General features: G+C 61.5%; 18 protein-coding genes and 1 pseudogene. 16 read left to right on the top strand and 3 right to left on the bottom strand.

Features of this window, described 5'->3' with window-relative positions:
* Window positions 1–36: 36 nt before the first annotated feature.
* The 4 genes and pseudogenes from GA830_RS19505 to GA830_RS19490 form a co-directional block, all read left to right on the top strand.
* Window positions 37–201: pseudogene (locus tag GA830_RS19505) on the top strand (integrase); the annotation flags it as partial.
* Between the two features lie 91 nt (window positions 202–292).
* Window positions 293–559: a type II toxin-antitoxin system Phd/YefM family antitoxin gene (locus tag GA830_RS19500; protein ID WP_195165263.1), complete on the top strand. Its 267-nt coding sequence runs from the start codon at window positions 293–295 to the stop codon at window positions 557–559.
* The gene (locus GA830_RS19495) at window positions 556–978 is read left to right on the top strand and encodes a type II toxin-antitoxin system VapC family toxin (RefSeq protein WP_195165262.1); all 423 of its coding nucleotides are present in this window, start codon (window positions 556–558) and stop codon (window positions 976–978) included. The genes GA830_RS19500 and GA830_RS19495 overlap by 4 nt, the downstream gene beginning before the upstream one ends.
* A 107-nt stretch (window positions 979–1085) precedes the next feature.
* Window positions 1086–2255 (top strand): ATP-binding protein, encoded by a 1170-nt coding sequence (locus tag GA830_RS19490; protein ID WP_195165261.1) that lies wholly within the window; start codon window positions 1086–1088, stop codon window positions 2253–2255.
* A 186-nt stretch (window positions 2256–2441) separates the two neighbouring features.
* Here GA830_RS19490 and repC read toward each other — a convergent pair whose 3' ends face one another.
* The 3 genes from repC to repA all read right to left on the bottom strand — a co-directional run bounded on the left by repC (window position 2442) and on the right by repA (window position 6214).
* Window positions 2442–3785: a plasmid replication protein RepC gene (gene repC, locus GA830_RS19485; protein ID WP_195165260.1), complete on the bottom strand. Its 1344-nt coding sequence runs from the start codon at window positions 3783–3785 to the stop codon at window positions 2442–2444.
* Window positions 3786–3955: 170 nt separating this feature from the next.
* Entirely contained in the window at window positions 3956–4954 is a 999-nt protein-coding gene (gene repB / locus GA830_RS19480) for a plasmid partitioning protein RepB (RefSeq protein ID WP_195165137.1), read from the bottom strand.
* A gap of 75 nt (window positions 4955–5029) precedes the next feature.
* Window positions 5030–6214 (bottom strand): plasmid partitioning protein RepA, encoded by a 1185-nt coding sequence (gene repA, locus GA830_RS19475; RefSeq protein WP_374939344.1) that lies wholly within the window; start codon window positions 6212–6214, stop codon window positions 5030–5032.
* 389 nt (window positions 6215–6603) lie between these two features.
* Here repA and GA830_RS19470 point away from each other — a divergent pair, with 389 nt between their 5' ends.
* The 12 genes from GA830_RS19470 to trbI are packed head-to-tail and all read left to right on the top strand — an operon-like array spanning window position 6604 to window position 16341.
* Window positions 6604–6753, top strand: a complete 150-nt coding sequence (locus GA830_RS19470) for a hypothetical protein (protein ID WP_195165136.1) — start codon at window positions 6604–6606, stop codon at window positions 6751–6753.
* A gap of 18 nt (window positions 6754–6771) precedes the next feature.
* A complete protein-coding gene (gene trbB / locus GA830_RS19465; RefSeq protein ID WP_195165135.1) occupies window positions 6772–7740 on the top strand; it encodes a P-type conjugative transfer ATPase TrbB in 969 nt (322 codons plus the stop codon).
* Window positions 7730–8098 (top strand): TrbC/VirB2 family protein, encoded by a 369-nt coding sequence (locus tag GA830_RS19460; protein ID WP_195165134.1) that lies wholly within the window; start codon window positions 7730–7732, stop codon window positions 8096–8098. The genes trbB and GA830_RS19460 overlap by 11 nt, the downstream gene beginning before the upstream one ends.
* Entirely contained in the window at window positions 8091–8402 is a 312-nt protein-coding gene (locus tag GA830_RS19455; RefSeq protein WP_258045721.1) for a conjugal transfer protein TrbD, read from the top strand. Before GA830_RS19460 ends, GA830_RS19455 begins: the two co-directional genes overlap by 8 nt.
* 10 nt (window positions 8403–8412) lie before the next feature.
* Window positions 8413–10869 (top strand): conjugal transfer protein TrbE, encoded by a 2457-nt coding sequence (locus GA830_RS19450; protein WP_195165259.1) that lies wholly within the window; start codon window positions 8413–8415, stop codon window positions 10867–10869.
* Window positions 10870–10900: 31 nt separating this feature from the next.
* Window positions 10901–11641: a P-type conjugative transfer protein TrbJ gene (trbJ, locus tag GA830_RS19445; protein WP_258045749.1), complete on the top strand. Its 741-nt coding sequence runs from the start codon at window positions 10901–10903 to the stop codon at window positions 11639–11641.
* Window positions 11638–11847, top strand: coding sequence for an entry exclusion protein TrbK (gene trbK / locus GA830_RS19440; RefSeq protein ID WP_258045720.1), 210 nt, complete (start codon window positions 11638–11640; stop codon window positions 11845–11847). The genes trbJ and trbK overlap by 4 nt, the downstream gene beginning before the upstream one ends.
* Window positions 11841–13028 carry a P-type conjugative transfer protein TrbL gene (gene trbL / locus GA830_RS19435; RefSeq protein ID WP_195165257.1) on the top strand — a complete coding sequence of 396 codons (1188 nt, stop codon included), beginning with the start codon at window positions 11841–11843 and terminating at the stop codon, window positions 13026–13028. Before trbK ends, trbL begins: the two co-directional genes overlap by 7 nt.
* A 17-nt stretch (window positions 13029–13045) precedes the next feature.
* A complete protein-coding gene (locus GA830_RS19430) occupies window positions 13046–13708 on the top strand; it encodes a conjugal transfer protein TrbF (protein WP_195165256.1) in 663 nt (220 codons plus the stop codon).
* A 17-nt stretch (window positions 13709–13725) separates the two neighbouring features.
* Window positions 13726–14565, top strand: a complete 840-nt coding sequence (trbG, locus tag GA830_RS19425) for a P-type conjugative transfer protein TrbG (RefSeq protein WP_195165287.1) — start codon at window positions 13726–13728, stop codon at window positions 14563–14565.
* Window positions 14566–14568: 3 nt separating this feature from the next.
* The gene (gene trbH / locus GA830_RS19420) at window positions 14569–15021 is read left to right on the top strand and encodes a conjugal transfer protein TrbH (RefSeq protein ID WP_195165255.1); all 453 of its coding nucleotides are present in this window, start codon (window positions 14569–14571) and stop codon (window positions 15019–15021) included.
* A 12-nt stretch (window positions 15022–15033) separates the two neighbouring features.
* On the top strand, window positions 15034–16341 hold the full coding sequence (trbI, locus tag GA830_RS19415; protein ID WP_195165254.1) for an IncP-type conjugal transfer protein TrbI: 1308 nt from the start codon (window positions 15034–15036) through the stop codon (window positions 16339–16341).
* The last annotated feature ends 372 nt before the right edge of the window (window positions 16342–16713 follow it).

The following is a 16713-nucleotide window of genomic DNA, read 5'->3' as shown; positions in this document are numbered from 1 at the left end:
TTTCGCAATCATGATCGCTTGCTCGTTTTTCGATACCTGTTTGTCGGCCATTCGCTGCGTGCCGGTCTTGCGTCCTCAGTCGAGGTCGACGAGCGCTATGTGCAAAAGCAGCTTGGCCATGCCTCGGCCGAGATGACACACAAATACCAGCGCCGCCGCGACCGCTTCCGGGTCAATCTCACCAAGGCCTCGGGTGTTTAGCGCGCCGGAATAGCCCCCTCCCCTGCCCTGTTGCGGCCCTTTGGCCAATCCCATATAGTCACGATAGTCAAGATGGTCACGGAGGCCAGCAATGCTATCTTCGCCTAACCAGGATGCCAAATGGACCGTCGCTGGGGCAAAGGCCCGTCTCTCGGAAGTGATCGAGCGCGCACAAACTTCGCCACAGACGATCACCCGCAACGGCAAACCGAGCGTCGTTGTCGTCTCGGCCGAGGAATGGCAGCGCAAGATCGCCCGCAAGGGCACGCTTGCGGAATTCCTGCTGGAATCGCCGTTGCGCGGCACCGATTTGGTCATCGAGCGGCTCCGCGACGATCCGCGTGATCTGCCACTGTGAGGCTTCTGCTCGACACCAATGTCCTGTCAGAAGTGACGAAGCCGGCTCCTGAAGTGCGAGTGCTGGAATGGCTGGATAGTCTCGATGAAGATCGCTCCTTCATCAGCGTCGTTTCGATCGCTGAAATCCGGCGCGGCGTGGCCCTTATGGAGGAGGGACGGAAACGAGAAGCCCTCGCCGACTGGCTGGCTCGGGACTTGCCGATGCGCTTCGAGCACAGGGTTTTGCCGGTGGACGAACCGGTTGCCATGGCCTGGGGCGACCTGATGGGGCTGGCGAAGCGCCGCGGACGTGGGATGTCGTCAATGGACGGCCTGATCGCGGCAACAGCGATCTCGCAAGACCTCACCTTGGCGACGCGCAACACCAAGGATTTCGAGGATTTTGGCATCGAGCTTTTCGATCCATGGATGATTTGAACCGACCGAAGCGCGCCCGGAGTGCCTAAGAGGCGTTGGGTTTAAACGGAAACTAAGTGCGAAACGTTATCCTTGTAATCGCGGACAATGGCTCCATAATTGCAAGGATGATTTCCCGCCGTGAAGCGCCCAAGCTCATCGACCTCCTGGATAGCAATCCCGCCGTTGCCCTGTTGGGGCCGCGTCAGGTAGGAAAGACGACGCTTGCCCTAGAAATCGGAGAGCAACGACCCTCCCTCTATCTAGATCTCGAATCCGACGCGGATCGGGCCAAGCTCGCAGAGCCAGAGCTTTACCTTGCCGGGCATGAGGACAAACTCATTATCCTGGATGAGGTCCATCGTGTCCCCGACCTGTTCCAGAACCTTCGCGGCTTGATCGACCGCGGGCGCCGCAAAGGACTGCGCAACGGTCGCTTTTTGCTGCTCGAATCAGCTTCCATGGACTTGTTGAAACAGTCGGGCGAGAGCCTCGCCGGCCGGATCGCCTATCTGGAGCTCGCGCCGATCGACGGTCTTGAGGTAGAAGCCGGAGAACTCGACAAGCTATGGGTTCGAGGAGGGTTTCCGGAAAGCCTCTTGGCGGCAAACGACGCCGTGAGCCAACGTTGGCGCCTCGACTTCATCCGAACCTACCTCGAGCGTGACATCCCGCTACTGGGTCCCAGGATCCCGGCCGAGACGTTGCGTCGCTTCTGGACGATGCTCGCTCATCATCAATCTGGCCTGCTCAATGCCGCCGACTTTGCTCGCGCGCTCGGTGTGGATGGCAAGACGGTCGCATCCTATCTCGATCTCATGGTTGATCTTCTGCTGGTGCGCCGGCTGGAACCCTGGCACAGCAACGCCGGCAAGCGCCTGGTGAAATCGCCGCGCGTTTATGTCCGTGACACCGGCCTGCTTCACGCTTTGCTGGGTCTCACGACGCTTGATGATGTCTTGGGGCATCCGGTCGCGGGAGCGAGTTGGGAAGGTTTCGTCGTCGAAACGGTTCATGCAGTCATACCCCAAGGGGCGCGGACGAATTTCTATCGCACGGCGGCGGGCGCCGAAATAGACCTCGTCGTTACCCTGCCCGGTGGTCGCCGATGGGCGATTGAGATCAAGAGGAGCCTTTCGCCCAAGCTAGAGCGGGGCTTCCACCATGCATGCCTGGATATTGCGCCGGATCGACGCATCGTTGTCTATCCGGGAAACGAAGCATTTCCGCTCGGCAACGATATTCAGGCGCTCCCTCTGCACAAACTCGGCGAACTGCTCGCAGGCGAGCGCCCATGACGCTCGCGGGGGACGTGTCGCGATATCATGATTTCATCGACACGATTACCGGACATGTCGATCCCGTCGACATGTCAACTTGGACCCAGCATCGAACGGGTCCGGCATGAGACCAAAAAAGGGCCGCCTGATCGGCTAAGGCGCACCTCCCAACAAGCGCTGCAATCGCTATCTCTGCTCGGATCGTCAGGATCCACGTCCTGGCTTGTCGAGGCTGCGCCGCAGCGCATCGCTGATTTCCAGGCGCTGTTCCGTCCGAACCACTTTCGCAGCCGTTTCGAGCTCAACAACGCCCTCCCCTGCCCCGCCCCCGACAGCTTTCGAGGCATCGAGCTTCACACGCAGCAGCGCCATGACCATCGGCCAGACCGAGAATTTCCCGGCTTTTGCCTTGTCCGTCAGATTACGCAGGTAGCCTCCGGCGCTGTTAATTTGATCGACCCGCTGGTAAATCGCGGCAATGGTGATCGCCGCCTGGGTTTCGCCCATGGCAATGCGCGCTTCCTCCCAGGCGCTGGGGCTGATCCCCAATGTCGGCCGGGCAACTTCGGCCGCCGCCAGGAAATCGCGCCAGTGCCGGATTTCGCCACCGCCTTTCAGCAGCCATGCCACGTTCGGGCAGGCATCCATCACCATGCTCAAAGGCAGTTCACGCTTCGGCAGGCTTCGTACGTTGTCGGTTTCCGCGGCGTTGCCGCTCGCTTCATTCTTTTCTCGAAAGCCGTTTTCAGATTCAAATTTAGAGTCTGGTTTTGAATTCTGTATGTGACGCTCAATTTGAGACTCATTGGCAGTCAGATTCGTTGTTTTTACGAATGATTCCAATGCGTCTCGCACCTCCGCCCACAAATCATCGAGGTCGGCCGCTATCGCCTCGACGACCTTCCTGGGCGCCGTGCGGGGAATCTGGCTAACGATGGACTGGTAGCTCTGCTGCACCCTGCCCCAGTTCGCAGGCACGCCTTCCTCGATGCCCGTCTCGATCATCTTGACGATGTCGCGGCGGCATATGGTTAACCGCTCCCTAACCACGCGATAGGCCTTGGCTTCGGCGCGAACCGCCTCGGCAAGATCCTTGAACTCTTCAGCCCGCGCCACAATCGGCGAAAGGTCGAAGCCATAGGCCTGCTCGACCTCACCGCCCTGACCCTTGCGGGCGAAGCGCTTGCCGTTGGGACTGTCACGACGGATGACAAGGCCGCAATCAACCAGATTGGCCAGATGCCGGCGCAGCGTCGCCGGCGACATACCGTTAGCCCGTCGGATCAGCTGCTCATTGGATGGCCAGACAATCAGCCCGCTATCGCCATAGAGCGCTGTATCCGGATGGAACGACAGCAATGCATCCAGGATCGCCAGAGCGCGATCGGTTGCGCCCAGAGCCATCCGGGCTTCCTTGATGTTCTGGAAGACATACCATTTATGGACGGATACGCCCGCCGGCATGGCCATGGCCGTGACCTGGCTTGAAATCATGCCAAGTGTCATCGATCGCCGCCCAAAGGGCGTCGTTGAGATATGCGTTTCCATTGTCCTTCACCTGTGTTCAGGCAAAAGAAATCTGCTCGCCGAAACGGCGCTGAGCCTCATCAGCTCTTGACGGTGATTCTCGGAAATGCGATTCTCTAGATACCACTCATGAGAAGGGCTTCCGGGACACTGTTTCGGGGGCCTTTTTCTTTTGCGCGCTACATTTCCGTCTATCTTTCCTCGTTCTCACGCTGCTTGAATTCGCCGTAGAGCCGGTCGAGGTTCGCGGCGAGATACCGGCCAAAGCGACTGGCATCCTTCGATTTGAAGGAAACCGCGAACATCTTGCCGGAATCCGTCAACTCGGCGGACAGGGTTTTGTCCTCCGGTTGCCATTTGGTCTTTGCCGGTTTGACACTTCCGTCCCGGCGCGGCCGGTCGGTGCGCTTCAACTCTGCCAGCAGCAGATCGAAGCGCGCGTCTGATTTTGCTTCGACGAAGGGTTGCGAGGTCACGAACACCTCCGCCGCCGTCCGGTTTGATGGCCTCTCGATCGTTTGGGCGAAGTCGAGCCAACGATCTCGGCCGATTCCCTTGCATGGACCGATCGCTCTTATGAGAGCTTCCGGCACGCGACTTGTCACCGATAGCATTCTCGTCAACATCGGAGCGTCGATCGTTAGGGCTGCCTGAATGGTCGAGCGTTCATAGCTCCGATCCAAAAGCTGCTGTGCAAACACGGCACGCTCGATGAAGGACAGGTTCTCGCGGGCAGAGTTCTCCTGCCCCTGGGCGATCACATGGTCGACGTCGGTGACTGGCTTGATGACAGCTTTTACGGGGCGGCCGAGAAACCGCGCCGCTCGGAGACGGCGATGTCCAAAGACGGCCTCGTAGCGACCCTCCTGCTTCGGATGAGGCCGTGCGAGAATTGGGGTTTCTTGCCCATGCTCACGGATCGCATTCACAAGCTCTTGGAACGACCCGTCGTCGTCGTCTTCCATGCGATCAGACACGAAGGATGAATCGACGAGGGCGGTATCAAGCTCGAGAACGGATGCGCCCTGAAGATAATGGTCGGCTTTCGCCGCTTTCTCGGCTAGCTCCCCAATTGAGGCGAGCATGTTTCGTGAAGCTCCGCGTGCAGCGTAGCTCGGCGCCGGTGCGCGCTCCTGCTGCGAATCGGCCTCCGCACCCTTGATGTTCCGAAAGATATCGCGACGGGCCATCTTACGGCCTCCATATCTTTAAGCCGCTGTTTAGACGCCAGAAATCGCCCGCGTGTACGGCTGACAATTCATTGATCATGACGTCCTGCCCCATGCGGTGAGGATGAGACCGATGATCTCGGAGTTGACCGCATCCAAGGATTCCCGTGCGCGGTCGTAGGTCGAGGGGACGAAAGACGATCGCTCAACCTCGTAGAGGCTTTGTTTGGTCAATCCCGCGTCGGAAATCGCAGTTGATTTCACCATCGGATTTCGGAGCATCTGACGAGCGAACATCGACTGCATCAGCCCAACCATTTCCTGCTGCGGTATGTCTCCTGGCTCGTAACGCGTGACCAGGTATCGGAACCAGTCCAAGGAGACGTTGACGTTTGCAGTTTCTATGCTCTTCAGAATTCCACCGAGCATAAGCAGGAACTGGCTCATCGACATGATATCGAGCATCTGAGGATGAACGGTGATGAGTACCGACGTTGCAGCGGCAAGGGCTGTGAGCGTCAGGTAGCCCAACTGCGGAGGACAATCGATCACCACGACATCGTATCGATCATCCACCTCAGAGAGGGCACCGCCGATACGAGTGTAGAAGGTTCGTCCAGCGACCGAATCTTGGGCGTGCATCGCAATCGGCGTCTCGTACTCGTATTCCTGCAGCTCGAGATTCGCCGGAGCGATATCCAAGGACGGAAAACTGGTCGAACGAATAACCTCCGAGATCGGTTTGCGATTCTCGTCATAGCGAAGTGATTCATACAGGGAGAGATTGCCATCGATTTCCGGCTGAATGCCGAACAGCGCAGTGAGCGACGCTTGAGGGTCGAGGTCGATCGCCAGAACCCGGAAACCTTTCAACGCGAGATGCTGCGAAAGGTGAGCAGCGGTCGTGGTCTTGCCGCTGCCACCCTTGAAATTGACGACGGCGATGACCTGCAACTTGTCGTTCTCCCGCCGACGCGGGGAGCGGTCGAGGAGAGTGCGCAACTCCTCTATCTGCGCGGCAGTGTAGTGGCGTCTGCCGCTCGGCGTCACCTGCGGTTCGACGCCTTTCCCTTGAAGGTGAAGCTTCTTCAGATAGCTCGGCGAAACACCAACAAAATCTGCGACTTCAGCGAGCGAGAAGCGCCGGAGCTTCTTTTGCGCATCGGGCGGAAAGTTCTCGATCCGCAGCATGTCCAGACGACGGGAAATCTCGCTGCTCTGCTGAAGAATGGTATCAGCAAAGGATGCCTCTGGCTTCGAGTCGGGGAGATTCACGCTCATCGTCGCAGGATGTCCTAGTGTCGATATTTTCCCGAAATCCGGAAATTATCGTGACCATCGCTTGTATCCCGATTCTGCGCAAGCGGAATAGGGTTAACAAGACCTTAACGAGGCGAGCGTGAACGGCTGCCAGCCGCTTCAAAAACGAGCCTTTTCTCGTTATAATCCAATGCAATACGGCGCTGGCTCGCGAACGCTGCGACCCAAGGGCGACTAGTACATTTACTAGTGTGTTTTGACCCTTTGAGCGGGGTGAACCGGCAATATTATCCTACGGACCCGACTCAACACGCTCCGCGGCGAGAATCGCACTCATACTTTCGCTAGTCGCGACGAGAACCGCATCGTGGGCAGTTGTCTCCGAAAGAAATCGAATCGGAGCAATACTGATGCAAGCCCTCGCCCTTGCTGCACGAAACCACGCTGAGATGGGTGACACCACCACCGTTGTGGGCTCTCTGCCCGCCGACAAGTCCAGTTTCGTTCGTCCGGCCGGATACGGCTCGACCTTCGACGCTTGCCGCGCGCAGTCTGTGTGAGCAACGAGGACCAAACCCATGGCCCCGCTTCGCTCCCATCCGCGCTTGATCCGCAAACTGCAGGAAGCGCTCGGCGACCAGCTCTGCGTCGCCCTCGACGATCCGACAGTCGTCGAGATCATGCTCAACCCGAACGGCAGGCTGTTCATCGAGCGACTCGGCCACGGCGTGGCGCCCGCCGGTGTGATGAATGCGGCGACAGCGGAGATCGTCATCGGTAGCGTCGCCCACGCGCTCCATTCGGAAGCCGACGACGACCGGCCTATCATCTCGGGCGAAATGCCAATTGGCGGGCACCGTTTCGAGGGATTGCTGCCGCCCGTTGTCGCGTCCCCGACCTTCACCATCCGGCGGCGCGCGTCGCGGTTGATTCCGCTGGATGACTATGTCGCCAGCAAGGTGATGACGGAGCAACAGGTTTGCGTCATCCGCAACGCCATCGCGTCGCGCCTCAACATCGTGATTTCCGGCGGAACCGGATCTGGGAAGACAACGCTCGCGAATGCCGTGATCGCCGAGATTGTCGAGATCGCGCCGGGCGACCGGCTGTTGATTCTGGAGGACACGGCAGAAATCCAGTGTGCGGCCGAGAATGCAGTGGCGCTGCATACCAGTGACACGATCGACATGGCGCGGCTTCTGAAGAGCACGATGCGGCTTCGCCCAGATCGCATCATCGTCGGCGAAGTTCGCGACGGGGCGGCGCTGACGCTGCTGAAAGCGTGGAATACTGGCCATCCGGGCGGCGTAACGACAATCCACTCCAATACGGCCGAGTCGGGACTGCGCCGCCTCGAACAGCTTACGGCCGAGGCAAGCCAGCAGCCGATGCGCGAGGTGATCGGCGAAGCGGTCGATCTGATCGTCTCGATCGAGCGCGCGCCGAAGGGCCGCATCGTTCGCGACATCCTCCATGTGGAGAACTTCACCAACGGCCGCTACCAGACCGAATCCTACTCACGAAAGAAAGAACGCCATGTCGCCTGAACGGATTTGCGCGCTCGCGATCTCGGCCCTTGCTCTTGGCCTACTTGCCGAACCGGCTCTTGCCGCTGGCGGCGGTGGCTTGCCATGGGAGGGTCCACTGCAGCAGATCCAGCAATCGATCACCGGGCCGGTCGCGGGGTTCATCGCGCTCGCCGCCGTTGCGATCGCCGGCGGCATGCTGATCTTCGGCGGCGAGTTGAACGATTTCGCGCGGCGCCTGATATACGTCGTACTCGTCGCAGGCATCCTGCTCGGCGCCACCCAGATCGTCGCTCTGTTCGGTGCGGCCGGCGCATCCATCGGCGATGCAGCGCTCACACCGAAAGTCGAAAGGGCAGGGGAGGGCGCTCGTGTCTGAGACCGCCTCTGTTCCCGGCTCCGGCCTCGACCGATCGCGCATCCATCGGGCATTGTCGCGGCCGAACCTCCTGATCGGCGCGGATCGCGAGTTGGTCTTGCTGACAGGCCTCGCGGCCATCATCCTGATCTTCGTGGTGCTGACACTCTATTCGGCGCTGTTCGGCATCGCGGTCTGGATGGTCGTCATTGCTGCGCTACGGATGATGGCCAAGGCCGATCCCATGATGCGCCGTGTCTACGCACGCCATGTCACGTACCGGCCGCACTATCGGCCAACGTCGACGCCCTGGCGCACGTTCTGAGGGCGACGACATGGCTGCACTGCGCTCCTTCCGCCATTCAGGGCCGTCCTTCTCGGATCTGGTCCCCTACGCCGCGCTCGTCGCCAACGGCGTGATCCTGCTCAAGGATGGATCGCTGATGGCGGGCTGGTACTTCGCCGGCCCGGATTCGGAGAGTTCGACGGATGCCGAGCGCAACGAGGTCTCGCGTCAGATCAACACAGTTCTGTCACGGCTCGGCTCCGGCTGGATGATCCAGGTGGAGGCGGTTCGTGTGGAGACGTCGGATTACCCGGCGCGCGAGCAATGCCATTTTCCCGATCCGGTAACGCTGGCGATCGACGGCGAGCGGCAGGCGCATTTCCAGAAGGAGAGGGGGCATTACGAGAGCCGGCACGCACTGATCCTGACCTGGAGACCCCCGGAGAAGACGCGCTCCGGACTCGCGCGCTATGTCTATTCCGACAGCGAGAGCCGCGCAGCGCGTTATGCCGACACCGTGCTCGACAGCTTCCAGACATCGATCCGCGAGGTCGAGCAGTATCTCGGCAATTTGCTGTCGATCCGGCGCATGGTGACCCAATCGGTCGAGGAGCGCGGCGGCTTCCGGATCGCGCGGTACGACGAGCTGTTCCAATTCATCCGCTTCTGCATCACCGGCGAGAACCATCCGATCCGGTTGCCAGAGATCCCGATGTATCTCGACTGGCTGGCAACGGCTGAGTTCGATCACGGCCTTTCGCCGATGGTCGAGAACCACTACCTCGCGGTAGTGGCGATCGACGGCTTCCCGGCCGAGAGCTGGCCCGGCATCCTCAATTCGCTCGACCTGATGCCGCTCACCTATCGCTGGTCCAGCCGCTTCATCTTCCTCGACGATCAGGAAGCGCGCCAGAAGCTCGAACGCACTCGGAAGAAATGGCAGCAGAAGGTCAGGCCCTTCTTCGACCAGCTCTTTCAGACGCAATCGCGCTCGGTCGACCAGGACGCAATGATGATGGTGGCCGAAACAGAAGACGCGATCGCGCAGGCGTCCTCGCAACTCGTCGCCTATGGCTACTACACGCCGGTCATCGTCCTCTTCGACGACGACGAAGCCCGTTTGCGCGAGAAGGCGGAGGCCGTGCGCCGCCTGATCCAGGCCGAGGGTTTTGGGGCGCGGATCGAGACGGTAAACGCGACCGAGGCCTTCCTCGGCAGCCTGCCGGGCAACTGGTACGCCAATATTCGCGAGCCGCTGATCAACACGCGCAACCTCGCGGACCTGATCCCGCTCAATTCTGTCTGGTCAGGCGCCGCGGCAGCACCTTGTCCGTTCTATCCGCCGGCCTCGCCGCCGCTGATGCTGGTCGCCAGCGGCTCCACTCCCTTCCGGCTGAATCTGCATGTCGACGATGTCGGCCACACGCTGATCTTCGGTCCGACCGGTTCCGGCAAATCGACATTGCTTTCGCTGATTGCGGCGCAGTTCCGCCGCTACACCTTCGCGCAGATCTTCGCCTTCGACAAGGGCCGCTCGATGCTGCCGCTGACGCTGGCCGCCGGCGGCGACCATTACGAGATCGGCGAGACCGAAGGGGAGGGTGGTCCTCGCCTGGCTTTCTGCCCGCTTTCCGATCTCGCGACGGACGGGGATCGGGCCTGGGCGTCGGAATGGATCGAGACGCTGGTTGTGCTGCAGGGCGTGCCCATCACGCCGGATCACCGCAATGCGATCTCGCGGCAGGTCGCGCTGATGGCGGATTCCAGCGGCAGGTCGCTGTCGGACTTCGTCTCCGGCGTCCAACTGCGCGAGGTCAAGGAGGCGTTGCATCACTACACGGTCGACGGACCGTTGGGGCAGCTTCTCGACGCCGAGAGGGACGGCCTGTCGCTGGGCTCTTTCCAGACCTTCGAGATCGAGCAGCTGATGAACATGGGCGAGCGGAGCCTCGTTCCGGTCCTGCTCTATTTGTTCCGGCGCATCGAGACGCGCCTGACGGGAGCGCCCAGCCTAATCATTCTTGACGAGGCCTGGCTGATGCTCGGCCATGCTACTTTCCGCGACAAGATCCGGGAATGGCTGAAGGTGCTGCGCAAGGCCAATTGCGCGGTTGTGCTCGCGACGCAGTCGATCTCGGACGCCGAGCGTTCCGGCATCATCGACGTGCTGAAGGAAAGCTGCCCGACCAAGATCTGTCTGCCTAACGGCGCGGCGCGCGAACGGGGCACGCGGGAGTTCTACGAGCGCATCGGCTTCAACGAGCGCCAGATCGAGATCGTCGCGACTGCCCTGCCGAAGCGCGAATACTACGTCGTCTCACCAGACGGACGCCGCCTGTTCGACATGGCGCTCGGTCCCGTCGCGCTCGCCTTCGCCGGCGCCTCCGGCAAGGAGGACCTGAAGCGTATTCAGGCGCTCAGTGCCGAACACGGCGGCGACTGGCCGGTCCATTGGCTCCAGCAAAGAGGAATAGGCGATGCCGAAACCATCCTTCAACGCGGCTAGGACCGCAGCCGCGGCGTTGGTTGCCACCAGCATGTTCAACGTTTCACCCGCGCTGTCGGGCGGCGTAACCGGGCAGGCGACGGAATGGACGCAGCTTCTGAACAATGGCGAGTTGATCACGATGGTCGGCAAGTCGACAGAGCAGATCAACAATCAGATCACGCAGATCTCGCAGCTGGCTGAGCAGATCCAGAACCAGATCCGTATCTATGAGAACATGCTGCAGAACACGATGCAGCTGCCCAACCACATTTGGGGGCAGGTCGAGAGCGACCTCAACCGCCTCCGCGACATCGCCGCGCAAGGGCAGGGGATCGCGTTTTCCATGTCCAATGCCGACGACGTTTTGAAACAGCGTTTCCAGAGTTTTGCAGATTTCAAGACAGGCCTCGCCAACGGCGAGAGCTTCTCATCAAGCTATCAGAACTGGTCCACAACGAACCGCGATACCATCGCCGGAACACTAAAGGCAGCGGGGCTGACGGCCGATCAGTTCACGTCCGAGGAGTCGACGATGAGCTCTCTCCGTTCGATGTCGGAGAGTGCGGACGGCCAGATGAAGGCCTTGCAGGTCGGCCATGAGATCGCTGCCCAGCAGGTCGCGCAGTTCCAGAAGCTGCGCGGGCTCGTCTCGCAGCAGACGACAATGATGGGCACTTGGTTCCAGTCCGAACAGGCCGACAAGGACCTCGCCCAGGCGCGGCGCGAGAAGTTCTTCAACGCCGGGACACCGAATGTTCGTGGCGGCCAGACCATGGAGCCCCGCTGGTGAGCCGCATCGTAGTCATGGCGCTGAGCGCCGGCGCGCTGGTCGTCGTCGTCCTGATGATCGCATGGTTCGTCGTCGCGCCAGATTCGGCGCCAGCGGCGTCTACGCCGGCCGCAACGGAGAACCGTCGTCAGAAGGCGCATGACTTGCTCGGCGGCGATTCGGATCGCGATATAAGCGGCGGGCAGGAGATGAAGCCGCGATGGTGAGGACGAACCCATCCTGCGCGCTCGAGCTGACCTTCGTCGCCATCGCGCTCGTTCTGCTGGCAAGCGTACCGGCACTCGCCCAGGAGGGCAGTGTGCTGACCACCCTGGAGAACCAGGTGGTGACGGCCGCCAGGGGCTGGGAAACGACCGTCATGAACGCGGCGCGCTCGCTGTTCTGGATTCTTGCCGGGATCGAGATCGGCATCGCCGCCGTCTGGCTCGCCATCAACGCCGCCTCGCTGGATTCGTGGTTCGCGGAACTGGTTCGGCGCATCATGTTCATCGGCCTCTTCGCCTTCATCCTTGATCAAGGTCCGGCTTTCGCCAAGGCCGTGGTCGACAGTTTGTTCCAGATCGGAGCCGATGGCGGATCGGCCTCGCCCGCCAACATCTTTGACGCCGGCATCCGCGTCGCATCGAAGATGTCCGAGCAGGCTCAGTTCGGGCTGTTCGAAGACAATGCGCTGGCGATCGCCGCGGTGTTCGCGATGATCGTCGTCGTGGTCTGTTTCAGCCTCGTGGCGGCGATCTTTGTTGCCGTTATGGTCGAGATGTATGTCGGGCTCCTCGCCGGCATGATCATGCTCGGCCTCGGCGGATCGTCCTACACCAAGGATTTTGCCATCCGCTATCTGGTCTACGCGTTCAGCGTCGGCATGAAGCTGATGGGGCTGGTGATGATCGCGCGCATCGGCTCCGACATTCTGCTCGGCCTGGCTGAGGCGCCGACGGCGACGTCCGACCAGTTCATGACCACGCTGGCCATTGCCGGCATTTCGGTCGTCGTGTTCATCATCGCCATGTACGTGCCGCCCATCATCCAGGGCGTCGTGCAGGGCGCATCAATCGCCGGCGGCATGGAGGCGCTCCGACATGGCGGACAGGCCGCAACGATGGCCGCAGGCGGGGCATTTCTCGGAGCGAGCGCGACGAGATCAGGCGCGTCCGCGGCGAGTTCGGCGCGCGCCGGCGGCTCCTCGATGGCAGGCGCTGCTCTGCGCGGCATGGCATCGGGCATCGGCAATGCCGGCTGGGCGGCCGGCTCCGCGGCCAAGGAAAAGGTCATTGCTTCGCCCGGCGCCTATGCCGGTTCGTTGCTCGGGCTTGCCAACGCCAAGCTCGACCAGACCCGGCAGGAGGCACCGCCTCCCCCTCCGCCGTCGCCCCTGCAGGACAAGTGAGCCGGAGAAGCTGAAGCATGGCCGCACGCACCCCGCCCGATAATCCTTACATCGCCGCCCGCCAGGAGTGGAATGAGCGCTATGGCTCATATGTGAAGGCGGCTGCCGCATGGCGCATAGTCGGCATCGTCGGCATGCTGCTGGCGGTGATCAGCACGTCCTACGCGCTCTATCAAAGCACGCAGGTCAAGCTCGTCCCCTACATCGTCGAGGTCGACAAGCTCGGCACGGCCGCGAGCACCGGCTTCCCGCAGCAGATCGAATATGCGGACCCGCGCGTGGTGCGCGCGACGCTGGGCAGCTTCGTCTCGAACTTCCGGTCGGTGACACCGGATGCCGTCGTGCAAAAGCAGTACATCGACCGCACTTATGCGCTGCTGCGCACCTCCGACCCGGCAACCGAGAAGATCAACGCCTGGTTCCGCGGCAACTCGCCCTTCGACAAGGCAAGGAACGCCACCGTCGCCATTGAGGTGAACAACGTCGTGCCGCTCTCGAACCAGAGCTACCAGATCGACTGGACCGAATATGAGCGCGACCGGAAGGGCAAGGAGACGGCCGTACGCCGCTTTCGCGGCGTCGCGACCGTTACTTTGACCCCGCCGCAGGACGAAGGCGTGATCCGCCTCAATCCGATCGGTCTGTACTTGCGGGACTTCGAATGGACCGCCCAGCTGTGAAAGGCCCGAGCACGCCGATGATCATCACGAAGACAAGAATTTGGGCTGCGCTGATGTCGGCCTCCCTGATCGCAGCGGGCACTATCACCGCCACTGCGCCTGCCTTGGCTCAGGGGATGAGTGCCAACGAAGCGAAGGGCGCCGGGATTTCCGGGCAATGGCGTGGTTCGCGCGGCCTCGTGACCAAGGGGCCTGACGGCAAGGTCATCTTCCTGTTCGGTGAGGTGCAGCCATCGGTGGTCTGCTCGCCCCTGCAGGTATGTGACATCGAGCTTCAGGCCGGCGAAGTGGTTCGCGACGTGCTAGTCGGCGACACCGTGCGATGGAAGGTCGAGCCGGCAACGTCTGGCGCGGTCGGCGGGCAGGCGATCCACCTGATCGTCAAGCCTTCGGAGCCCGGGCTGGTGACGTCCATGGTCGTCACCACTTCGCGGCGGACCTATCACATCCAGCTCAAGTCGCATCAGAGCCAATATATGGCGCGCGTCGGGTTTGAATATCCCGAGGACGTTTCGACAAAGCTCGCCGACATCAATGCGCGGCTGGAAGCAAGCACAATCCCGGGCGCCGGCTTGCCGGCCGAGCAGCTCAATTTCCATTACAGCGTCAGCGGCCGCGCCGGCTGGCGGCCGACGCGGGTCTACTCGGACGGGCAGAAGACCTACATCCAGTTCCCGCGCTCGCTCGCTGGACAGGATGCCCCGGTGCTATTTGTCGTCTCCGGCGGCGAGAACCGCATCGTAAATTATCGCATGAAGGGCGACATGATGGTGGTCGACTACCATGTCGACCGCGCTGTCCTCGTCTCCGGCGTCGGCTGGAAACAGGAGAAGATCACGATCCGGCGGGGAGGGTAGGCGATGCGGACCTACAGTCTCTTTTCCCGGCTTGCCGGTATCGCCGCCCTCGCCGCATTCATCTCCGGCTGCCAGACCCTCGGGGCAGACGGCCTGGTCGCCAGCTCCGCGCCACAGGAACTCTCGGGGCCTGCGGCCAGCGCCATCGCTGGCGACATGGTGAGCCGCCTTGCAGAGCAAGTCGGGCCCGGTGCCGGCACGATCCTGCTGAAGCCGGACGGTTCGCCGTTCGGAAGCGCGCTCGAGGCCTCGCTCAAGGTCTGGGGCTATGCTGTCGTCAGCGACCAGAAGACCGACAAGGAGAAGCTGGTTCCACTCGCTTATGTCATCGACAATTTTGAGGGCCAGGTCCTGGCGCGTCTCTCGACGGGTACGATCGATCTCGGCCGTGCCTATGACGCTACCGCAGCCGGCGCCACGCCGGCCAGCCCGCTTTCCATCATGCGGCACGGATAGGGGAGGGGGAGGATGGTGCAGTCCCTCAAGCTCGGCGACGCGCCCGCGGGTGCGGAACCGAAAATCCGCAGGGTGAACCGGCTGCCGATCATCATCGCGATCGGCCTCGTCATCGCCTTCCTTGCTGTCATTATGTACGGGCTGTCTTCTCGGGGGTTATATTTTGGGGGCGATCCCGGAATCGGAGAGAGTTCCGGTAACCCCGCCTCAACCTATGCCGATCAGCTCAAGCGTGGCGTCTCCGACGGCATCATCGGTGAGCCGGCCGAGGCTCCCGCCTTCCAGCCGACGCCGCTCCGACGCGAGGAAAACGTCAACCCGTTCACGCCGCAGCCGGCGGCGCGCGAAACTGTCGAGCGACAGGAACCGCAGCTTGAGCCGGAAGCGATCTGGAGGGTACGTCTGGAGCGAGAAGCCGAGGAGCAGTATCTGCGCGAGCGCCACCGCCAGCGCATGGCCCGTCTGCAGGCTAACGATGCTGCTTATGATTCACCGCTCGCGGTGAGCACCGACAAGCTTCAGGGGCAGACAGATGCAGGAAACGGTCCGGGGGCGGCCAACGGTAGTTCGCCCGGAATGGGCCAGACCGGCTCGGCCGCCGACCTTTACGCAGCCGCGTTGCAGGCCGGGCTGGGTGGGCAGAATCTCGATCCAAACGCCCAGCGTACCAAGGAGGATTTCTACAACGCCGACATCAAGGAGCTTGGCTATCTCCCGAACCGGGTCGTCCCGCAGCAGTCGCTCTACGAGCTGAAGCGCGGATCGGTGATCCCAGCGACGCTCATCACCGGCATCAACTCAGATCTTCCCGGCCGCATCACCGCGCAGGTCAGCCAGAACGTCTACGACAGCGCCACCGGCCACCGGCTTTTGATCCCGCAGGGCACGAAGCTGTTCGGCCGCTACGACAGCAAAGTCTCGTTCGGCCAGTCCAGGGTGTTGGTGGTCTGGACCGACATCATTTTCCCGAACGGCTCCACCCTTCAGATCGGCGGCATGGCCGGCACCGACGCCAGGGGTTACGGAGGCTTCAAGGACAAGGTCGACAACCGCTATTTGAAGACCTTCGGCTCGGCGATTCTGCTCGCCATTATCGGTACGGGCATGGACATGGCGGTGCCCGAAAGCTCGACGCTCGCCACCCAGGACACGGCGTCCGACGCCGCGAGGAGAAATTTCGCGGAGACGTTCGGCCGCGTCGCCGAACGCACGATCAACAAGAATCTCGACGTTCAACCGACACTGGAGATTCGCCCTGGATACAAGTTCAACGTCCTCGTCGACCAAGACGTCATCTTTCCGGGCGCATTTCGGGGCTGATGGTGGGAGCAAGGATCTTACCTAAGCCTCGATCCAGCATTTGAGGCGGAACGTAAGGCTAAACTCGTTGCATCGGGTGCCGGTGGGCAATCTCGCTCCGTATCCAGCGGTGTTCGTCCATGTCCGCATTATAAACGGTATGGTCACCGGGCTTGGTGTCGCCCCTCTTTCTAAACGGCCTGGCGCGTCCGGTCTTGACGGACCAACTTGCCAGCTATGCTGGTGATGATTTCGACCACCTTACAATGCAAAGCAATGGGCGGCACTGGAGCACGACGTCGAGATCCTTCGACGATATGAGGTGCAAGGACACAACGGGAAGTTGACGGCATTAGCCTCCAAATTGCGACCTTTCATGGAGCCTCAACTGTC

This window comes from Mesorhizobium sp. NBSH29, from assembly GCF_015500055.1.
Taxonomy (GTDB): Bacteria; Pseudomonadota; Alphaproteobacteria; order Rhizobiales; family Rhizobiaceae; genus Neomesorhizobium.
The sequence above is the reverse complement of the archived record's forward strand: the minus strand, read 5'-3'. Positions and strand labels throughout refer to the sequence as shown.

Coding starts and splice junctions, on each gene's coding strand:
- GA830_RS19450 (WP_195165259.1), top strand. CDS start 8,413: ATGGCTGCACTGCGCTCCTTCCGCCATTCAGGGCCGTCCTTCTCGGAT.
- GA830_RS19500 (WP_195165263.1), top strand. CDS start 293: ATGCTATCTTCGCCTAACCAGGATGCCAAATGGACCGTCGCTGGGGCA.
- trbI (WP_195165254.1), top strand. CDS start 15,034: ATGGTGCAGTCCCTCAAGCTCGGCGACGCGCCCGCGGGTGCGGAACCG.
- repC (WP_195165260.1), bottom strand. CDS start 3,785: ATGGAAACGCATATCTCAACGACGCCCTTTGGGCGGCGATCGATGACA.
- trbL (WP_195165257.1), top strand. CDS start 11,841: ATGGTGAGGACGAACCCATCCTGCGCGCTCGAGCTGACCTTCGTCGCC.
- GA830_RS19430 (WP_195165256.1), top strand. CDS start 13,046: ATGGCCGCACGCACCCCGCCCGATAATCCTTACATCGCCGCCCGCCAG.
- repB (WP_195165137.1), bottom strand. CDS start 4,954: ATGGCCCGTCGCGATATCTTTCGGAACATCAAGGGTGCGGAGGCCGAT.
- GA830_RS19470 (WP_195165136.1), top strand. CDS start 6,604: ATGCAAGCCCTCGCCCTTGCTGCACGAAACCACGCTGAGATGGGTGAC.
- trbG (WP_195165287.1), top strand. CDS start 13,726: ATGATCATCACGAAGACAAGAATTTGGGCTGCGCTGATGTCGGCCTCC.
- repA (WP_374939344.1), bottom strand. CDS start 6,214: ATGAGCGTGAATCTCCCCGACTCGAAGCCAGAGGCATCCTTTGCTGAT.
- GA830_RS19460 (WP_195165134.1), top strand. CDS start 7,730: ATGTCGCCTGAACGGATTTGCGCGCTCGCGATCTCGGCCCTTGCTCTT.
- trbH (WP_195165255.1), top strand. CDS start 14,569: ATGCGGACCTACAGTCTCTTTTCCCGGCTTGCCGGTATCGCCGCCCTC.
- trbB (WP_195165135.1), top strand. CDS start 6,772: ATGGCCCCGCTTCGCTCCCATCCGCGCTTGATCCGCAAACTGCAGGAA.
- GA830_RS19490 (WP_195165261.1), top strand. CDS start 1,086: ATGATTTCCCGCCGTGAAGCGCCCAAGCTCATCGACCTCCTGGATAGC.
- trbJ (WP_258045749.1), top strand. CDS start 10,901: ATGTTCAACGTTTCACCCGCGCTGTCGGGCGGCGTAACCGGGCAGGCG.